Annotated in this window: 14 protein-coding genes and 1 pseudogene; 12 read left to right on the forward strand and 3 right to left on the reverse strand. The window is 73.1% G+C overall.

Annotation, left to right across the window (positions count from 1 at the left end; translation table 11 throughout):
* The 6 genes from E4P41_RS19200 to E4P41_RS19225 all read left to right on the forward strand — a co-directional run.
* The coding region (locus E4P41_RS19200; protein WP_209307808.1) for a hypothetical protein at nucleotides 1–233 on the forward strand (233 nt) is incomplete at its 5' end.
* Between the two features lie 5 nt (nucleotides 234–238).
* Nucleotides 239–1,162, forward strand: a complete 924-nt coding sequence (locus tag E4P41_RS19205) for a nitrilase-related carbon-nitrogen hydrolase (RefSeq protein ID WP_135142843.1) — start codon at nucleotides 239–241, stop codon at nucleotides 1,160–1,162.
* 10 nt (nucleotides 1,163–1,172) lie between these two features.
* Nucleotides 1,173–2,159: a VOC family protein gene (locus E4P41_RS19210; protein WP_135142844.1), complete on the forward strand. Its 987-nt coding sequence runs from the start codon at nucleotides 1,173–1,175 to the stop codon at nucleotides 2,157–2,159.
* Nucleotides 2,160–2,199: 40 nt separating this feature from the next.
* Nucleotides 2,200–3,627 (forward strand): NAD-dependent succinate-semialdehyde dehydrogenase, encoded by a 1,428-nt coding sequence (locus E4P41_RS19215; protein WP_135142845.1) that lies wholly within the window; start codon nucleotides 2,200–2,202, stop codon nucleotides 3,625–3,627.
* Nucleotides 3,628–3,673: 46 nt separating this feature from the next.
* Nucleotides 3,674–3,868, forward strand: coding sequence for a ferredoxin (locus E4P41_RS19220; protein WP_135142846.1), 195 nt, complete (start codon nucleotides 3,674–3,676; stop codon nucleotides 3,866–3,868).
* Nucleotides 3,865–5,061 carry an FAD-dependent oxidoreductase gene (locus tag E4P41_RS19225; protein WP_135142847.1) on the forward strand — a complete coding sequence of 399 codons (1,197 nt, stop codon included), beginning with the start codon at nucleotides 3,865–3,867 and terminating at the stop codon, nucleotides 5,059–5,061. Before E4P41_RS19220 ends, E4P41_RS19225 begins: the two co-directional genes overlap by 4 nt.
* A 72-nt stretch (nucleotides 5,062–5,133) precedes the next feature.
* On the opposite strand, the gene E4P41_RS19230 is transcribed toward E4P41_RS19225, so the two are convergent.
* A complete protein-coding gene (locus tag E4P41_RS19230; RefSeq protein WP_135142848.1) occupies nucleotides 5,134–6,114 on the reverse strand; it encodes a zinc-binding dehydrogenase in 981 nt (326 codons plus the stop codon).
* 37 nt (nucleotides 6,115–6,151) lie between these two features.
* Here E4P41_RS19230 and E4P41_RS19235 point away from each other — a divergent pair, with 37 nt between their 5' ends.
* Nucleotides 6,152–7,384, forward strand: a complete 1,233-nt coding sequence (locus E4P41_RS19235; protein ID WP_167761184.1) for an MFS transporter — start codon at nucleotides 6,152–6,154, stop codon at nucleotides 7,382–7,384.
* A gap of 58 nt (nucleotides 7,385–7,442) precedes the next feature.
* Here E4P41_RS19235 and E4P41_RS23825 read toward each other — a convergent pair whose 3' ends face one another.
* Both E4P41_RS23825 and E4P41_RS23830 read right to left on the reverse strand, forming a co-directional pair.
* Nucleotides 7,443–8,111: a CoA transferase subunit B gene (locus E4P41_RS23825; RefSeq protein ID WP_209307810.1), complete on the reverse strand. Its 669-nt coding sequence runs from the start codon at nucleotides 8,109–8,111 to the stop codon at nucleotides 7,443–7,445.
* A gap of 87 nt (nucleotides 8,112–8,198) precedes the next feature.
* Nucleotides 8,199–8,939, reverse strand: a pseudogene (locus E4P41_RS23830) (CoA transferase subunit A); the annotation flags it as partial.
* Nucleotides 8,940–9,180: 241 nt separating this feature from the next.
* On the opposite strand from E4P41_RS23830, the gene E4P41_RS19245 reads away from it, so the two are divergent.
* From E4P41_RS19245 to pcaC, 5 genes are all read left to right on the forward strand, one after another.
* Complete coding sequence (locus tag E4P41_RS19245) at nucleotides 9,181–10,071, forward strand: MoxR family ATPase (protein ID WP_135142854.1); 891 nt, start codon at nucleotides 9,181–9,183, stop codon at nucleotides 10,069–10,071.
* A gap of 180 nt (nucleotides 10,072–10,251) precedes the next feature.
* On the forward strand, nucleotides 10,252–11,373 hold the full coding sequence (locus E4P41_RS19250; RefSeq protein ID WP_135142851.1) for an XdhC/CoxI family protein: 1,122 nt from the start codon (nucleotides 10,252–10,254) through the stop codon (nucleotides 11,371–11,373).
* A 66-nt stretch (nucleotides 11,374–11,439) separates the two neighbouring features.
* Nucleotides 11,440–11,667 carry a hypothetical protein gene (locus E4P41_RS19255; RefSeq protein WP_209307809.1) on the forward strand — a complete coding sequence of 76 codons (228 nt, stop codon included), beginning with the start codon at nucleotides 11,440–11,442 and terminating at the stop codon, nucleotides 11,665–11,667.
* The gene (gene pcaD, locus E4P41_RS19260) at nucleotides 11,664–12,443 is read left to right on the forward strand and encodes a 3-oxoadipate enol-lactonase (RefSeq protein ID WP_135142852.1); all 780 of its coding nucleotides are present in this window, start codon (nucleotides 11,664–11,666) and stop codon (nucleotides 12,441–12,443) included. The genes E4P41_RS19255 and pcaD overlap by 4 nt, the downstream gene beginning before the upstream one ends.
* Complete coding sequence (gene pcaC / locus E4P41_RS19265; RefSeq protein WP_135142853.1) at nucleotides 12,440–12,826, forward strand: 4-carboxymuconolactone decarboxylase; 387 nt, start codon at nucleotides 12,440–12,442, stop codon at nucleotides 12,824–12,826. Before pcaD ends, pcaC begins: the two co-directional genes overlap by 4 nt.
* Nucleotides 12,827–12,948: the final 122 nt, after the last annotated feature.

The raw sequence follows: 12,948 nt of genomic DNA on the forward strand, positions 1-12,948 counted from the left end.
GGCGGAAGATCACCAGCGACATCTTCCCGATGCACCACCTGGCCTTCCAGGACGGCTGCATCCACGCGGAGAACGTCGGCGGCGACATCGACCAGGTGCTCAACCAGCGCTGCGTGATCGGCGCGTTCCCGTGGAAGATCGAGGGCGGCGAGGCCTGCCCGTGCCGGATCATGGCGTTCTTCGACGTCGGCTCCCACGAGGTCGCCGAGGGCCTCGGCGGCACGGGAAGCTGAGCCCGATGTCGCGACTGGGTGTCGGCGTCGCCCAGCTGGAGTGCGCGCCGTTGGACGTCGCGGAGAACATCGCGCGGACGACGGCGGCGCTGCGGTCGGCGGCCGCCGGGGGAGCCGACCTCGTCGTGCTGCCCGAGCTCGTCGCGACCGGCTACGTCCTCGACCGGAACGCCCTGCTGGACCGGGCGGAGAGCACGGCCGAACCGGGTCCGCTGCTCTCCGCCTGGGCCAAGCAGGCGCGCACGCTCGGCATCACCGTCGTCGGCGGCTTCGCCGAGCGGGACGGCGACCGGCTGTTCAACTCGGTGGTCGTCATCGGGCCGGACGGCGAGATCGCCGGCACGTACCGCAAGCTGCACCTGTTCGGCCGGGAGCGGGACGTCTTCGCTCCCGGTGACCTGGGCCTGCCGATGTTCGAGATCGGTGGGGTCCGGCTCGGCGTCGTCGTCTGCTACGACCTCCGGTTCCCCGAGGCGGTCCGGATCCACGCCCTGCGGGACGTCGACCTCGTCGCCGTCCCCACCTGCTGGGTGGCCGGATTCGACGTCTCGGTGCCGGTGTCGCCGACCGCGAGCATCGGCCAGGTCGACGGTGCGCTGGTCCAAGGCAACCTGAACTCGGTCTTCCTCGCCTGCGCCGACCAGGTCGGCGCCGCGGAGCCGTTCACCTTCCTGGGACGATCGGTGGTCGTCGACCCTTACGGCCGCCCGGCGCTCGGCCCGCTCGACGCGGTCGCGCCCGATGTCCGCGTCGTCGAGATCGACACCGACACGGTGCGCGCCGCCCGGCACCGGGGGCCCGGCATCTCGCCGCTCGAGGACCGTCGCACCGACGTCTACGGCGAGCTCCTCGGGTATCGCGACCCGGCGGCGGCCGACGAGGCCGCGCGGGCGGGCGCCTCAGCACTGCAAACGACCGTGATCCGCTAGGAGATCGAAGATGACCGCCATGCTGCCCGCCCGGCCGGCTCCCGGCTCGGGCCCCCAGCCGGTGACGCCCCGCCCCGCCGCGGAGTGCCGGATCACCCACGTCCGCTACGTCGGCCTCGGCGTGACCGACCTGGACTCGGGGCTCGGGTACTACCGCGACCTGTGGGGGCTCACCCCCGAGACGGTCGACGGCGACCTCGCCTTCCTCGCCGCCGACGGGTCGACCGACCCGTACGCGCTGCGGCTGCGCCACACCGAGGAGAACCGGATCGACCTGGTGTCGTTCGCGGTCCGCTGCACCGCCGACGTCGACTGGTACACCGAGAAGCTCGTGGCGGCGGGCGTCCAGCTCGTCGGCGAGCCCGGCCGGCTTGACGCCCCCGGCGGCGGGTACGGCGTGCGCTTCCTCGACCCGGTCGAGGGCCGCACGCTGGAGATCGCGGCCGACTGGCGGCCCCGCACGGCCCGCACGGTCAAGGAGGGCGAGCACGTGCCCACCGGCCTGTCCCACATGGTCATGAACAGCGCCCGCTTGCCGGAGCTGTCCGCCTTCTTCTCCGACGTCCTCGGCTTCTTCCAGAGCGACTACCTGGAGGACGTCATGGTGTTCATGAAGGGCGACACCCCGGCGCACCACCAGTTCGCGATCAGCACGAACACCTACGCCAACCTCAACCACATCGCGTACGAGACCCGGGGCATCGACGAGTACATGCGCGCCGCCGGCAACATGGTCCGGTCGGGCCAGGAGATGGTGTGGGGCCCGGGCAGGCACGGCCCCGGTAGCAACACCTTCGCCTACTTCGAGGACCCGAACGGCTTCGTGGCCGAGTACACGACGGCCCTGGAGGACATCGAGGACATCGACGCCTGGCAGCCGCGGGTGTGGCAGCGCGTGCCCGTGCAGTCCGACCAGTGGGGGACGGCGTGCGTGCGCAACCCGAAGCCGTTCATCGGCGTGCCCGACCCCGGCCTGTGGACCCCACCGCCGGTCTGATCATCCGCAGCCCCGCCGAACCTCAGCAGGAGAACCTCTCGTGAAGCTCGTCACCGACCTGTTCATCAACGGCACGTGGCATCCCGGCTCCGGCCGGGTCGCGGTGCACGACCCGGCCACCGCTGAGGTGATCGCCGAGGTAGCCACCGCCTCCGAGGCCGAGTGCGACGCCGCCATCGCCGCCGCGCACGCGGCGCTCCCCAGTTGGGCGGCCCGCCCCGCCCGGGAGCGGGCGGAGATCCTGCGCCGGGCCTTCGAGTTGCTCACCGCCGAGGCCGACGAGTTCGCCGAGCTGATCACCCGGGAGAACGGCAAGGTTCTCGCCGACGCCCGGTCCGAAGTGATCTACGCCGCGGAGTTCTTCCGCTGGTTCAGCGAGGAGGCCGTGCGCGTCGCCGGTGACTACCGGGCCGCCCCCGGCGGGGACAAGCGGATGGTCGTCACCCACGAGCCGGTCGGCGTCTCGCTGCTCATCACGCCGTGGAACTTCCCGGCGGCCATGGCCACCCGCAAGATCGGTCCGGCGCTCGCCGCGGGCTGCACGGTCGTGCTCAAGCCGGCCACCGAGACGCCGCTGACGGCGCTGGCGATGGCCGAGCTGCTGCAGCGCGCCGGCGTGCCCGACGGCGTCGTCAACGTGATCCTGCCGGTGCCGGTCGGCCGGCAGGTCGATCGCATGCTGCATGACCCGCGGGTGCGCAACCTGTCGTTCACCGGCTCCACCGAGGTGGGCCGGGTACTGCTGCGCTCCTGCGCCGACACGATCGTGCGCGCGTCGATGGAGCTGGGCGGCAACGCACCGTTCCTGGTGCTCGAGGGCGCCGACGTCGAGGCGGCCGTCGCCGGCGCCATGGTGGCGAAGATGCGCAACGGCGGGTCGGCCTGCACCGCGGCCAACCGCTTCTACGTGCACCATTCGCTCGCCGAGGAGTTCGCCCGCCGGCTGGCCGAGGAGATGGGCGGGCTGCGGCTGGCCCCCGGCCTGGAGGAGGGTGCCCAGCTGGGCGCGCTAGTTTCGCCAGGGGAGCGGGACAAGGTCGCCGGCCTCGTCGATTCCGCCGTGGCGGCCGGCGCCCGCTGCGTCGTGGGTGGGGCCGTGCCGGACGGAGGCGGCGCCTTCTACCCGGCCACGGTGCTGGCCGAGGTCGCCCCCGACGCCGATCTGCTCCGCACCGAGATCTTCGGTCCGGTGGCGCCGATCGTCGTGTTCGACGACGAGGGCGAGGCGATCCGGCTGGCCAACGACACCGAGTACGGGCTCATCGCCTACGTCTTCGCCGCCGACGAGGGCCGCGGCATGCGCGCCGCCCACCGGCTGCAGGCCGGGATGGTCGCGGTCAACCGGGGCGTCGTCTCGGATCCGGCCGCGCCGTTCGGTGGGATGAAGCAGAGCGGGCTCGGCCGCGAGGGCGGTTTCGCCGGCATCCACGAGTTCCTCGAGACCAAGTACATCGCCACCGACCTGTGAGCCCGGCCGCGGCAGGGAACCTACCGGGACAGGAGAGGACAGCAACATGAAGGTGTCGGTCGACCAGACCGTCTGCCGGGAGTACGCCAACTGCATCGTCGAGGCGCCGGACGTTTTCGACCTCGACGAGGAGAACGGCAAGGTGATCGCTCTGATCACCGAGCCCGATCCGTCGCAGTACGACGAGGTACGCGCGGCCGCGGCGTCCTGCCCGGTCAAGGCGATCACCCTGCACGAATGAGCGCGCCGGCCGCCCCGTCGGTCGTCGTCGTCGGCGGCGGGCTTGTCGCCGCTACGGTCGCGCGCGAGCTGCGCCGGCTGGGCCACGCCGGCCCGGTGACCATCGTCTCGGACGAGGTCGAGCCGCCGTATGACCGGCCGCCGCTCTCCAAGCAACTGCTGGCCGGCACCGTCACGGCCGAGGAGACGCACCTGCTCAAGCCGGGCGAGATCGACGACCTCGGGATCACCCTGCGGCTGGGTGTCGCCGCGGCGGGGCTGGAGACGGCGGCGCAGGAGGTCGTGCTCGCCGACGGCGTCCGCGTGCCCTACGACCGGCTGGTGCTGGCCACCGGCAGCCGCGCGCGCCGGCTGCCGTCGGTGCCGGAGCTGACCGGGGTGCACCACCTGCGCGCCCTCGGCGACTCGACCGCCATCGCGACCGAATTGGCGTCGGCGCGCCGGCTGGTCGTCATCGGCGCCGGCTTCATCGGCCTGGAGGTCGCCGCGGTCGCGCGCTCTCAAGACATCGACGTCACCGTGGTGGAGACCGCCGCTCGCCCGCTCACCCGCGTGCTCGGCAGCGAGGCGGGCAGCCTCCTGACCGACATGCACGCCGAGCACGGCGCGACCATCCGTTGCTCGACGACGGTCACCGAGGTGCGGGGGACAGACGGGGTCGAGGGCGTGCTGCTCGACGGCGGCGAGCTCCTGCCGGCCGACCTGCTGCTCGTCGGCGTCGGGGCCGTGCCCAACACCGAATGGCTGGCTGGTTCCGGCGTGGCCGTGGACGACGGCGTCGTGTGCGATGCCACAGGGTGCACGTCGGTTCCGGACGTGTTCGCCGCCGGTGATGTCAGCCGTTGGCGCAACGCGTCGACCGGCGCGCAGGTTCGTGTGGAGCAGTGGCAGAGCGCCCTCGAGCAGGCGATGATCGTCGCGGACGCGCTGACGGGCGGCTCGCGCGAATGGGACTCGGTGCCGTACTTCTGGTCCGACCAGTACGACACCAAGCTGCAGTTGTGCGGCGCTGCCGGCCCGCGCAGCGAGCGGCGGGAGACCGCCCGCGGTCCCGTCGTCCTCTTCGGCGACGACGCCGACCGGCTGGTCGGCGTCCTCACCGTCGGCAACCCGCGGGCGCTGGCCCAGGGTCGGCGGCTCGTCGCTGCCGGCACGGCGTGGGAGCAGGCGGAGGAGTGGCTGGCCGGTCTCTGACCGCGCCGGCGGACGGCCCGGTCGGCGAGGACCGCCGCCAGCCGAGCGCCCGGAGGCTGAGCAGGGGTGCTGCTAGGCCTCGGGGCGCAGGAGGAGCTTCCCGGTGGTCGACCGGCTCTCCATCAGCTCGTGCGCACGGGCTGCCTCGGCGAGCGGCAAGACCGTCACCGGCGCGACCCTCAGGGCGCCGGCACGTGCGCGGGCCAGCACGTCCTCGGCGCGCGGCCGCCAGGCGGCCAGATCGCCGGCAAAGTGCTTACCCGCGGTGCGCGTGACCACGAAGGAGCCGGCACCGAGCGCCCCGGCCGGGAGGTCGGGGATAGGCCCGGCGGCGGTGCCGAAGAGCACCAGCCAGCCACGGGGACGCAGCATGCTCACGCCCCGCGTGGCGGCCGGGCCGCCGTTGCCGTCGAAAACCGCGGCCACGCCCTCGGGCACGACCTCGCGCACGGCAGCGGCCAGGTCGTCGCCGCTGTCGACGAACACCTCGGTGGCGCCCGCGGCGCGGGCCGCTTCGACCTTCGCGGCGGAGCCGACGACCCCGATCACGCCGACCCCGGCCGCGACCAGCAGCTGGGTCAGCAGCGTGCCGACTCCGCCCGCGGCGGCCAGGACGACGGCGGCATCCCCGTCGCCCAGCGGCGCGGTGTCGGTGGCGAGGTACTGCGCGGTGACGCCCTGCATCAGCAGGCCGGCCCCCTGCTCGTCGTCGACGTCGTCGGGCACCGGCAGGAACCAGTCGGCGTTCCCGACGACGGCGCCGGCGTAGCTGCCGTTGACCTTCGACCAGGCGACGCGCCGGCCGACGAGATCTGCGGGCGCGCCCTCGCCGGCCGCCGCGACGACGCCGACGCCCTCGACGCCCGGGATGCCGCTGGGCGGCAGCGGGACGGCACCCGTGCGTTGCATGACGTCCCAGTAGTTGACGCCCGCCAGGCGCACGCGGACAAGCAGCTGGCCGGGGTCGGGCGGCGGGGCGGACAGCTCGGTGGGGGAGAGGCGGCCCTCGCGGGCGACGACGGCCGGGACCGTGGGCGGGGCATGCTCCAACATGCCGCAACCTTGTCATACATACACCAGACTGCTCTGCGTGGGTGAACGATTGCGGTTGTCGGCCGACGCGGGCTTCTGGGTCGTGGCGGCAGCGCTGCTCGTCGTCATGGCCGTCGGCACGGCTCCGGCGGCGCTCTGGCCGGTCTACCAGGCGACCGGCGGTCTGTCGGACACCACGATCGCCGTCCTGGCCGGAGCGGTGGTGGTCGGCGCGACGGTCAGCTTCCTCCTGCTCGGCCACCTCTCGGACCGCTACGGCCGGCGCCGCGTTCTCGTCCCGGCGGTCCTCACCAGCGCGCTGTCGGTGGTCCTCATGGCGCTCGTGCCCACCGTGCCCGGACTCTTGGCCGGGCGGGTGCTCACGGGCCTGGCGCTGGGCATCGTGGCCCCGACCGCCACGGCGTACCTGCTCGACCTGCACCGGGCCGCCCGACCGGACTCGACCGGCGTGGTGCGGGCGACGACCGTGGCGACCGCCGCCAACCTCGGGGGGCTCGCCGTCGGGCCGGTGCTCGCCGGTGTCCTCGCCGAGTTCCTCCCTGCGCCGCTGGTGCTGACGTTCCTCGTCCTGGCCGTGCTGCTGGTGACCGCCGCGGTGCTGCTCCTCGCCTGCCCGGAGACGGTGGGGTCGCCGCCCGTGCTCGCGCGCCGCGCGCGGTTCGCGCTCCGTCCGGGGAGCGCGACGCAGTTCTGGGGCGCTGCGGTCGGGGGCTCCGTGAGTTTCGCGACGTCGGGCGCCTTGGGCGCCCTGGGTGGTGTGGTGCTCCGCAACCAGCTCGACGTCACCTCGACCCTGGTCTGGGGCGCCGCGATCGGGCTGGTGCACGCCGCCTCGGCACTGGCGCAGATCGCCGCCGCGACGTGGCCGACCCGCGCGCTGTTCGCGTGCGGCACCGTCCTCCTGGCCGGCGGGCTGGGCCTCATGACCGTCGCGCTCGTCGATCCAATGCTCTGGCTGTGGCTGGCCGGCTGCGCGGTGACCGGAGCGGCATGCGGGCTTCTCTTCAAGGCGGCCCTGCTCACCAGCACGCTCGTCGCCGAGCCCGCGGCCCGGGCCGGCGTCCTGGCCGTCTACTTCTCGGTGGCCTACCTCGGCATGGCCGGCGGCGGCCTGATCCTCGCCGTGCTCCGCGGGTACACCGGCCCTGTCACGGCCCTCGCCCTGCTGTCGGCACTGATGGTGCTGCTGGCGGTCATCGGCGGCCTGACCGCCGTCCGGCGCACCAGCGACGAGGAGGAGGCGCCGCATTCGGTCCGCGCGGCTCCCTGAACCCTGCTTCACCGCGGGAAAGTTGATCGGCTCTCGCGCGGTGAAGCAGGAGGCGGCGTCACACGGTCGTCGGGAGCGGCATCTCCCGGATGTCGTCGGCGACGGTCAGGGGGGCGCCGGTCTTGGCGATCACCTCGTCGACCGGAACGCCGGGGGCGGTCTCGCGGAGGACGAAGCCGTCACCGGTGATGTCGATGACGGCGAGGTCGGTGACGATGCGGTCGACGCAGGCCTTGCCGGTCAGCGGCAGGGTGCATTCGGCGACCAGCTTGGCCGATCCGTCGCGGGCGACGTGTTCCATCATGATGATCACCCGGCGGGCGCCGTGGACGAGGTCCATCGCGCCGCCCATGCCGTTGACCATCTTGCCGGGGATGAGCCAGTTGGCCAGGTCGCCGCGGGGGTTGACCTGCATGGCGCCGAGGACGGCGAGGTCGAGGTGGCGGCCGCGGATCATGCCGAAGGACAGCGCGGAGTCGAAGAACGACGCGCCGGGCAGGATGGTGACGGTCTCCTTGCCGGCGTTGATCAGGTCCGGGTCCTCCTCGCCCTCGTAGGGGTAGGGGCCGACCCCCAGGATGCCGTTCTCCGAGTGCAGCACCACGTGGATCCGGTCGGGCACGAAGTTGGGCACCAGGGTCGGCAGGCCGATGCCCAGGTTGACGTAGGCGCCGTCGGCGAGCTCGAGGGCGACGCGGGCGGCGAGCTGGTCGCGGGTCAGGGTCATCTCAGTTGCCTTCCTCGACGGTGGCCTCCTCGCCGGCGGCGCGGCCTCCTCGCCGGCGGCCGCCGGCGGCGCCGCCGACGGGCGGGGGCGGGTGGTGCGCTTCTCGATCCCCTTGCCCTCGGTGCCCACGAGGACCACCCGGTCGACGAAGACCCCGGGCAGGTGCACGTCCTCGGGCCGGATTCCGCCGGGCTCCACCAGGGTCTCCACCTCGGCGATCGTCACCCGCCCGGCCATTCCGGCCAGCGGATTGAAGTTGCGGGCCGACTCGTGGAACACCAGGTTGCCGTGCCGGTCGCCGACCGCGGCGTGGACCAGCCCGAAGTCGGCGGTCAACGCGGTCTCCAGCACGTACTGCCGGCCGGCGAACTCACGGATCTCCTTGGGCGGCGAAGCCTCGACCACGGTGCCGTCGGCGTCGTAGCGGACCGGGATGCCGCCGTCGGCGACCATCGTGCCCACCCCGGTCGGGGTGTAGAAGGCCGGAATGCCGGCTCCTCCGGTGCGCAGCCGCTCGGCCAGCGTGCCCTGCGGGGTCAGCTCCACCGACAGCTGTCCGGACAGGTAGAGCCGGGCCAGCTCCTTGTTGCCCCCGACGAACGAGCTGATCGTCTTCGTGATCCGCCCGGCGTAGAGCAGCACACCCAGCGCCTGGTCGTCCACACCGCAGTTGTTGCTGATCGTCGTCAGTCCCGAGGCGCCCTGCGCCAGCAGCGCGTCGATCAGCGCGATCGGCACCCCGCACAACCCGAAACCACCGACGGCCAGCGTCGCGCCGTCCTCGATGTCGGCCACCGCCTCAGCGGGGCTGCCCACCACCTTGTCCACGATCGGACCTCCTTGCTCACGTTGTGGTATCCGCCGTCGATCCGCTCGCCGTCACGGAGATACGGGTCAACGTCCGGGCTGCACGACTCTGGCTCACAGTCTGCCTTATGTATGACAGACTTGGTGCCCGGTGCGACAATGCCGGGCGGTGGGACGAGGAGATTGGCGCCGTCAAGCCTTCGCTTGAGGAGACGCGGTGGGTCACTGCGACGAGCAACGAGATGCCGCTGTCGGGGAGCCCATCGTCGCCGCGGAGCCGCAGTACGCCGGGCCCGACGAGCTGGCCGCCGCGCTGGAGGGCACCGGCTACCTGCCCGACGAGGGGCTGGCGACCGCGGCCTACCTGGCGCTGGCCATGCACCGGCCGCTGTTCCTCGAGGGCGAGGCCGGGGTCGGCAAGACGGCGCTGGCCCAGGCGCTGGCCGAGGTGACCGGGCGGCCGCTGTACCGGCTGCAGTGCTACGAGGGCTTGGAGGCCAGCCAGGCGCTCTACGACTGGGACTTCGGCCGGCAGCTGCTGCATCTGCGTGCCGCGGAGGCCGCGCACGCCACCGGCGATACCGAGACGCTGGAGGCCTCGCTCTACGACCGCCGGTTCCTGCTCGCCCGACCGCTGTTGCAGGCGCTGGAGGACTCGCCGAGCGTGCTGCTGATCGATGAGGTCGACCGCGCGGACGACGAGTTCGAGGCGTTCCTGCTCGAGGTGCTCTCCGACTTCACCATCTCGATCCCCGAGCTCGGCACGATCCGGGCGGTCACGCCGCCGCTGGTCGTCCTGACCTCCAACCGCACGCGCGAGGTGCACGATGCACTCAAGCGGCGCTGCCTCTACCACTGGCTGCAGCATCCGGACTTCGACCGGGAGGTGGCGATCCTGCGCCGCCGGCTGCCCGAGGTGACCGACCGGCTGGCCCGCGAGGTGGCGCGCGCGACGGCGAAGCTGCGCACGCTGGACCTGCTCAAGCCGCCCGGGGTCGCCGAGGCGATGGACTGGGCGACCGCGCTGCACACTCTCGGCGCCCGGGAGCTCGACCCGGACGTCGCCGCGCGCACGCTGGGCGCCGTCCTCAAGTACCGGGAGGACACCGACCGGGTGCACGCCCTGGCCCGGGGGGCGCTCTTCGATGGCTGAGCCCCGAGGCATTGGAGGAAATGCGCATGTCGCGGGGGACGAGCACTTCGTGGCCGGGCACAGCCTGGCCGCGTTCCAGGAGCTGGCGGAGGTGATCCAGCGTGCGTGAGGAAGGACCCCGTCCTCATCCCTCGCAGGCTCGGGACGAGCCTCGGGACGGGGCCGGAGAGGAGCAGTCGAATGCGCGATGTTCTTGACGACCTGGTCGGCTGGTGGCAGGCGGGTGAGACCGTCGGGATGGGAACGGTGGTCGCCACCTGGCGCTCGGCGCCGCGCCCGGCCGGCGCCTCGATGCTGGTCGGCCCGGACGGCACCGCGGTGGGCAGCGTGTCGGGCGGCTGCGTGGAGGGCGCGGTGTACGAGCAGGCCAGGGACGTCGTCGAGTCCGGCGTGCCGACGCTGGAGCGCTACGGGGTCAGTGACGACGACGCCTTCGCCGTGGGGTTGACCTGCGGCGGGATCCTCGACGTGTTCGTGGAGTCGGTGTCGCGGGAGTCCTTTCCCGAGCTGGGCGAGGTCGCGGAGTCGGTGGCGGGGCACGAGCCGGTCGCCGTCGTGACCTGTGTCGCCGGGCCGCAGGACCGGGTGGGTCGGCGGCTGGTGGTCTGGCCCGACCGCAGCTCGGGCACGCTGGGGCTGCAGCGGTTGGACGACGCGGTGGTCGATGACGCGCGCGGCATGCTGGCCGCCGGGCGGACCGGGATGCTGCACGTCGGGCACGATGGTGAGCGGCGAGGGGATGACCTGTCGTTGTTCGTCAACGCCTTCGCGCCGGCCGCGCGGATGGTGGTGTTCGGGGCGATCGACTTCGCCGCCGCCGTCGCCCGGGTGGGGGCCTTTCTGGGCTACCGGGTCACCGTGTGCGACGCGCGGCCGGTGTTCGCCACCCCGAAGCGCTTTCCCGACGCGCACGAGGTCGTGGTGGAGTGGCCGCACCGCTATCTGCAGGGCGAGGTCGACGCCGGCCGGATCGATGAGCGCACCGTGTTGTGCGTGCTCACCCACGACCCGAAGTTCGACGTTCCGCTGCTGGAGGTGGCGCTGCGCCTGCCGGTGGCCTACGTGGGGGCGATGGGGTCGCGGCGCACGCACTCCGAGCGACTCGAACGGCTCTCCGAGGCAGGGCTGGCCAAGGAGGAGCTGGCCCGGCTGTCCTCGCCGATCGGGCTGGACCTCGGTGCCCGCACGCCCGAGGAGACGGCGATCTCGATCGCCGCCGAGGTCATCGCCGGGCGCTGGGGCGGCTCCGGGGAGCGGCTGACCGGCACCGAGGGCCCCATCCACCGCACCGCGGACCGCTGACTCGGTGGGGGACAGGGTTCAGACCCGACGTCCATCTACGGCAGACTGTGTTCTCCGCGACATGCCATGGCTCGCGGGCGCGCCGCCGGGCACGAACGGCGTGGGACCAGCCTCTTCGACGGGATCGTGGCCCGCGGCGGGAGCGGGCGCCCGCTGCCCGAGGTCGTGGCCGCCCGCACGGACGTCGACGTGCGTGCGGTGCTCGCCGCTGGGGCACCGGGCACCGGGGAGGCCGGCGCCCAGGTCGACGCAGCGCTGGCCGAGCACACCGCACTCACGGAGGGACACCCATGACGGCTGTCGAGGTCGCGTACAGCGAGGACGGGCTGGCCGACGCGCCGGTCGTCGTCCTCTCCAACTCCCTGGGTGCCACCCGCGCCATGTGGGATCCCCAGGTGCCGGCGCTGGCCGAGCGATTCCGGGTGGTCACCTACGACACCCGCGGCCACGGCGACTCGCCGGCCCCCGGGGGGCCGTACGGCCTCGACGACCTGGTGGACGACGTCGTCGCGCTGCTGGACCGCCTCGGTGTGCGGCGGGCGCACGTCGCCGGGCTGTCCCTGGGCGGGATGACGGCGATCCGGCTCGCCGCCCGCGAGCCGGATCGGGTCGGGCGACTGGCCGTGCTGTGCTCCTCGGCCAAGACCGAGCCGCAGGGGTTCCTCGACCGGGCGGCCGCCGCTCGCGCCCAGGGCACTGCGAGCTTCGCGCCGGCCGTGGTCGCCCGTTGGCTCACCCCGCCCTACGCCGCCGCGCACCCCGAGCTGGTCGCCCGGCTCGAGGGCATGGTCGCCGCCGCGGACGACGAGGGCTACGCCGCGTGCGCGGAGGTGGTCGGCGGCATCGACCTGCGGGAGGACCTCGGCCGGATCACCGCGCCCACGCTGGTCATCTCCGGTGCCGAGGACCCGGCCCTTCCACCGGACCACCAGCGGGCGATCGCCGATGGCATCGCCGGCGCCGAGCTGGTGTCGGTCAGCCCCGCCGCGCACCTGGCCAACCTGGAGCAGCCGCTGGAGGTCACCGGCGCGCTGCTCGCCCACCTCGACACAGCAGGCGGCCACCTGTGAGCGACGACCAGCAGCGGCGCGACGCCGGCATGCGCACCCGCCGCGAGGTGCTCGGCGACGCCTGGGTCGACCGCGCAGTCTCGAACACCACGCCGTTCACCGCCGACTTCCAGGACTTCATCACCCGGGTGGCCTGGGGCGACGTGTGGCAGCGGCCCGGGCTCGCCCGCCGCGACCGCAGCCTGATGACCCTGTCGATCACCATCGCGTTGCGGCACTGGGACGAGTTCGCGCTGCACGTGCGGGCGGCCAGGAACAACGGCCTGACCGACGAGGAGATCGCCGAGGTCATCCAGCACGCCGCCGTCTACGCCGGCGTGCCCGCGGCCAACCACGCCTTCAAGGTCGCCGCGACGGTCCTCGAGGAGCTGTCCCGGGACTGACCAACCTATGAGGTCGAAGTCAAGTCGGGCTTGGAGCGTTCTTGGGTAGGGGTGATCGGCTCGCCGGTGTCCGGTCGAGCTGATCTTGACGTTGGGGTTGTGTGCGCGTGCGTGTGGGCGGT

It is taken from the genome of Geodermatophilus sp. DF01-2, from assembly GCF_004571065.1.
Taxonomy (GTDB): Bacteria; Actinomycetota; Actinomycetes; order Mycobacteriales; family Geodermatophilaceae; genus Geodermatophilus.

Coding starts and splice junctions, on each gene's coding strand:
- E4P41_RS19220 (WP_135142846.1), top strand. CDS start 3,674: ATGAAGGTGTCGGTCGACCAGACCGTCTGCCGGGAGTACGCCAACTGC.
- E4P41_RS19230 (WP_135142848.1), bottom strand. CDS start 6,114: ATGTTGGAGCATGCCCCGCCCACGGTCCCGGCCGTCGTCGCCCGCGAG.
- E4P41_RS19255 (WP_209307809.1), top strand. CDS start 11,440: ATGGCTCGCGGGCGCGCCGCCGGGCACGAACGGCGTGGGACCAGCCTC.
- E4P41_RS19225 (WP_135142847.1), top strand. CDS start 3,865: ATGAGCGCGCCGGCCGCCCCGTCGGTCGTCGTCGTCGGCGGCGGGCTT.
- E4P41_RS23825 (WP_209307810.1), bottom strand. CDS start 8,111: ATGACCCTGACCCGCGACCAGCTCGCCGCCCGCGTCGCCCTCGAGCTC.
- pcaD (WP_135142852.1), top strand. CDS start 11,664: ATGACGGCTGTCGAGGTCGCGTACAGCGAGGACGGGCTGGCCGACGCG.
- E4P41_RS19205 (WP_135142843.1), top strand. CDS start 239: ATGTCGCGACTGGGTGTCGGCGTCGCCCAGCTGGAGTGCGCGCCGTTG.
- E4P41_RS19250 (WP_135142851.1), top strand. CDS start 10,252: ATGCGCGATGTTCTTGACGACCTGGTCGGCTGGTGGCAGGCGGGTGAG.
- E4P41_RS19210 (WP_135142844.1), top strand. CDS start 1,173: ATGACCGCCATGCTGCCCGCCCGGCCGGCTCCCGGCTCGGGCCCCCAG.